The organism is Tissierella pigra (assembly GCF_009695605.1).
In the GTDB taxonomy this organism is placed as follows: domain Bacteria; phylum Bacillota; class Clostridia; order Tissierellales; family Tissierellaceae; genus Tissierella; species Tissierella pigra.
Window position 1 is genome coordinate 1 of the sequence record NZ_VUNQ01000092.1, and the last position, 4,389, is coordinate 4,389.

General features: G+C 30.2%; 4 protein-coding genes. 3 read left to right on the forward strand and 1 reads right to left on the reverse strand.

Going from position 1 to position 4,389, the window contains the following annotated elements; translation table 11 throughout:
- Positions 1-875, forward strand: an 875-nt coding sequence (locus FYJ83_RS19240) for a LysM peptidoglycan-binding domain-containing protein (protein WP_154443111.1), incomplete at its 5' end; no start/stop codon positions are given.
- A gap of 29 nt (positions 876-904) precedes the next feature.
- On the opposite strand, the gene FYJ83_RS19245 is transcribed toward FYJ83_RS19240, so the two are convergent.
- Positions 905-1,762: a CPBP family intramembrane glutamic endopeptidase gene (locus tag FYJ83_RS19245; protein ID WP_154443112.1), complete on the reverse strand. Its 858-nt coding sequence runs from the start codon at positions 1,760-1,762 to the stop codon at positions 905-907.
- A gap of 184 nt (positions 1,763-1,946) precedes the next feature.
- On the opposite strand from FYJ83_RS19245, the gene FYJ83_RS19250 reads away from it, so the two are divergent.
- Together FYJ83_RS19250 and FYJ83_RS19255 are read left to right on the forward strand one after the other, a co-directional pair.
- Positions 1,947-2,909, forward strand: a complete 963-nt coding sequence (locus tag FYJ83_RS19250; RefSeq protein WP_154443113.1) for a hypothetical protein — start codon at positions 1,947-1,949, stop codon at positions 2,907-2,909.
- A gap of 97 nt (positions 2,910-3,006) precedes the next feature.
- Complete coding sequence (locus FYJ83_RS19255) at positions 3,007-4,233, forward strand: DUF438 domain-containing protein (protein ID WP_154443114.1); 1,227 nt, start codon at positions 3,007-3,009, stop codon at positions 4,231-4,233.
- Positions 4,234-4,389: the final 156 nt, after the last annotated feature.

A 4,389-nucleotide genomic window follows, 5' to 3' on the forward strand; every position in this document is an offset into this window, starting at 1 on the left:
CAAGACAATGTCCGACAGGTAGTTTTCCTTATACAATAAAATCAGGAGATACGCTATATAAGTTGGCAATAACATATAACACAACAGTAGAAGCTATAATGGCAATAAATCCTGGAATTAATCCTAATAATCTACAAATAGGTCAAGTGATTTGTATACCACAAGGAACAACTCCACCGAAACAATGTCCGATAGGAAGTTTCGCTTATACAATAAAATCAGGAGATACGCTATATAATTTAGCAATAACATATAATACAACAGTAGAAGCCATAATGGCAATAAATCCAGGAATTAACCCTAATAATTTACAAATAGGTCAAGTGATTTGTATTCCAATGGGTAGCCCTGTACCACCATGTAATGGAGTATATTATACAGTAAGACCAGGGGACACTCTATATAGTATAGCAATGATGTTCAATGTATCTTTACAAGCGTTGATGGCAGCAAATCCTGGAGTTGATCCTAATAACTTACAAGTAGGTCAATTGATTTGTGTTCCTAAGACAGAAATACCTTGCCCAGGAGGAGTAATTCACACTGTTACAGCTGGAGAAACAGCAGTAGATATAATGTTAAGATATAATATATCATTAACAACTTTAGCAGATGCAAATCCAAATGTAGATTTAAACAACTTGAGAGTGGGGCAAGAATTATGTATAATGCCACATCAAGAAATGGGATGTCCTTGTCCACCAAAATATAAGCAATATAAAATAGACCAATGTGATGTACCGACAACTGGTTCTATAATAGCAGCGTTGGCACAAAAATTTAACACAACAGTTGCAGAATTATTAATAGCAAATCCTACAATGTCACCTGGTGATTTTGTAGTAGGAAAAATAATCTGTGTACCAGGAATGTAAAAAAAAAGCCTCCTTTGGAGGCTTTTTTATCATATATTAAGTATGATTAATATACTAAATCCTATAAATATAATTGTAGATATTAAAAGTGGAAAACCAAATATTTTTTCTTTAGAAAAAACCCTATTTTCCTTTGTAGATATATTATTCACCTTAAATAGTAATCTAAATAGTTTGATTAAAAATACAAGACCTATTAAAGCAAATATAACTAATCCTATAAAATTTGGTTCTGCAATAGATGTTTCTTCAGGTACTATAGGATATAAATAATCAATAATTAAAGGAAGTCCATTATTGATTGTATGAATAAGCATACCTGCAAATATAGAATTTGTAGCATATACAAGATAAGAAGCAATTATTCCTGCTATAAATGTATGGAAAAATTGAAAAGAGTTCAGATGCAACATTCCAAACATAAATCCATTCATTACAGCTGCAACTAATCTAGATTTATTTCTATATCCATCTAAAATAATTCCTCTCATTAAAAGTTCTTCTAAAATAGCTGGAGTTATGGCTATAAGAAAAAAGTTAATGGTTAAAGACTCGTGAGAGTTTTGAGAAACAATATTGGCTAAAGTATCTCCAAAGAAGTAAATATATAATTCCGCCATCAAAAGTATAATAGGTAAAACTGAAACCCATATACAAACTATAATAAATACGCTTTTTAGATTTAACATATTAGGCTTTAATATTCTCTCTATATTGGATTTGTTTAAAAACAAGTAAATACTTATAGGTATTAGAAATGCTATATACTGATAATAATTTGGGTTAATAGGCATGAACTGAATAAATACAGACCATAAAACAACACCAAGAAAAAAATTATTTACCTGAGAAACAGATTTCTCTTCTCTTAAAACTTTGATATCCATATCCTCACCCCTTTAGACTATATATATATAATTATATAATAAAATCCCATAAAAAAGTATTACTTTATAGGAATGGAAAGTTTTACTTCTATTTTTCTCAATTTGTAATGGAATTGTAAAGACTTATAATTATAGCTTGGGTATAATAGATATAAATTCAATTATAAATGAAAGTGGTGATAATGTGAAAAATAGAAAGAGTATATTTATTGTATTCATGTCTATGATTCTAGTTTTAAGCCTTGCAGGTTGCAAAAAAAAGAATCCGGAAAAAGCTGATCCATCTAAAAACCCAACAGAAGCTGTAAATAATTCCTCTGATACTGAAAAGGATAAGGCAACCATAATGAAGGAATTCGACAGTGCTTTGAAAACAAATGACTTAAGCAAAATAGTAAAGTTTGTTGATGATAATATAGAAGGCCTTTCCCAAATAGAGGGAGATAGAATGGTATTAGATTTAGAAACAGCTCTAGAAGAATCTCTAAATGCTATAATGGATAATATATTTGAGATAGACTCTAATGGAGAACTAATGAGTATTGCGGGAACTGAACTTTTCTTTCCAGAGGACAAGGTTAAAGATATAAAGAATGACGAATTAAAAAAACAAATAACTCAATTATTGGAGAATAAATATAAACTTATAAATTTAGAGGGAAACTTCTATCCAGTGACAGATTATGAAAAATTAAAAAAATACAACAATTATGTTTCAAATGAAGTAAAGGAATATATAGAAATAAAAGCAATGGATTCAAATACTCCAGTAGTAATAGATGCCGGACTTCAAATATCTTATGATGACTTAGCATCAAGAATAGTAAAAACTGAAAACTATATACAGCAGTATTCAGGAGTCAAAAGATACGAAGAAGTATTAAGGCTTTACAGAGGGAAGCTAGCTCTTTATTTAGATGGAGTGGATAATACACCTATATCTGATAATACTACAAATAAAATTCATAATGATATATTAGAAAGCTATAAGAAAACTGCAAATATAAAGGATTCGGTAACTGCACATATAGTAAATAAATATATTAATGTTATTGAAGAAAATGATCTTATAATAAATAAAGCAGTTCAAGATGAAGTTGTATCCCTTGTAAATGAAGCAATATCAATACTAGAAGTAACTAAATAAGGAAATACCCCTTTAATAAGGGGTATTTTTTGTATTTGTGAAATATATTGATGTTTAAGGGTATAATATTTTACAAATAGCTTTAAGGAGTGAGAATATGAGTGAATTAATCAATAATAGAGAATATAGGCAAGAAAAACTAAAGGAAGTCATAAGGGAGTTACATGAGGGGAAGACTGTAGAAGAAGTAAAAGCGAAGTTTGCCCAAGTGATTCAAGGTGTAACAGCAAAGGAAATATCTGAAATGGAAGTACAACTTGTAAAAGAAGGACTACCTATAGAGGAAATTCAAAACCTTTGTAATGTTCACGCAGAAGTATTTAAAGGTTCCATAGAGGAAATTCACCATCCCGAAGAAGTACCAGGTCATCCAGTCTATACCATGAGACAAGAAAACAAAGCAATAGAAGATTATATAGAAGGTACAATGAAACCTAATTTAGGTAGATTTGAAGATGACGACTCAAAAGAAAATATACTGGCTTTAATAGCAGATGTAAATTTATTATGGGATATTGACAAACATTACAGTAGAAAGGAGAACTTAATATTCCCATATCTAGAGAAGTATGGAATAACATCTCCTCCAAAAGTTATGTGGGGTGTAGATGACGAAATAAGGGCAATGATTAAAGCTGTTAAGCTATCTTTAACTTCATATAAAGGAAATAAGGAAGAAGTATTAAAGAAAGCAGAAACTGCTTTAAATGAAATAAAGGAAATGATATTTAAAGAAGAAAGTATATTGTTTTCAATGTGTTTAGATACCTTAACGGAGGATGAATGGATCAATATATATAATGAATCAGATGAAATAGGCTATGCAATAATTGCTCCAGAAGAGAAATGGCACAGAGCAAGACTAGATGTGGAAGAAAAGGTAAAGGAAGAAACTGAAGGAACAAATGTAGATAAGGGTTATATAAAATTTGAAACAGGAATTCTGTCAACTAAGGAAATTAACCACATATTTAATACTATACCAGGAGATATGACCTTTGTAGATAAAGATAATATAGTTAAATATTTCTCTCAAGGAAAAGAAAGAATATTCGCTAGAACTAAGGCAGTAATAGGCAGAACTGTAGAAAACTGTCATCCACCAGCATCAGTAAATGTTGTGGAGAAAATAGTAAACTCTTTTAAATCTGGGGAGAAGGATAGCGAAAGTTTTTGGATTAAAATGGGAGATAAGTTTGTAATGATTAGTTACTATGCTGTAAGAGATGAAAACGGAGAGTTTTTAGGTACATTGGAATTTTCTCAAGATATAGCTCCTATTCAAGCTATTACTGGAGAAAAGAGATTGTTGTCAGAAGAATAAATAAGAAAAAAACCACCAATTGGTGGTTTTGATATGCTCCCCTTGTAGTAGACAGTTAAAATAATAAAACTGTTTACTGTAAGGAGGAGTATTTTTTATGGGAAGAAAAAGTAGCTTCACAATAGATGAAAAACTTGAATATATTCATAGATGTAT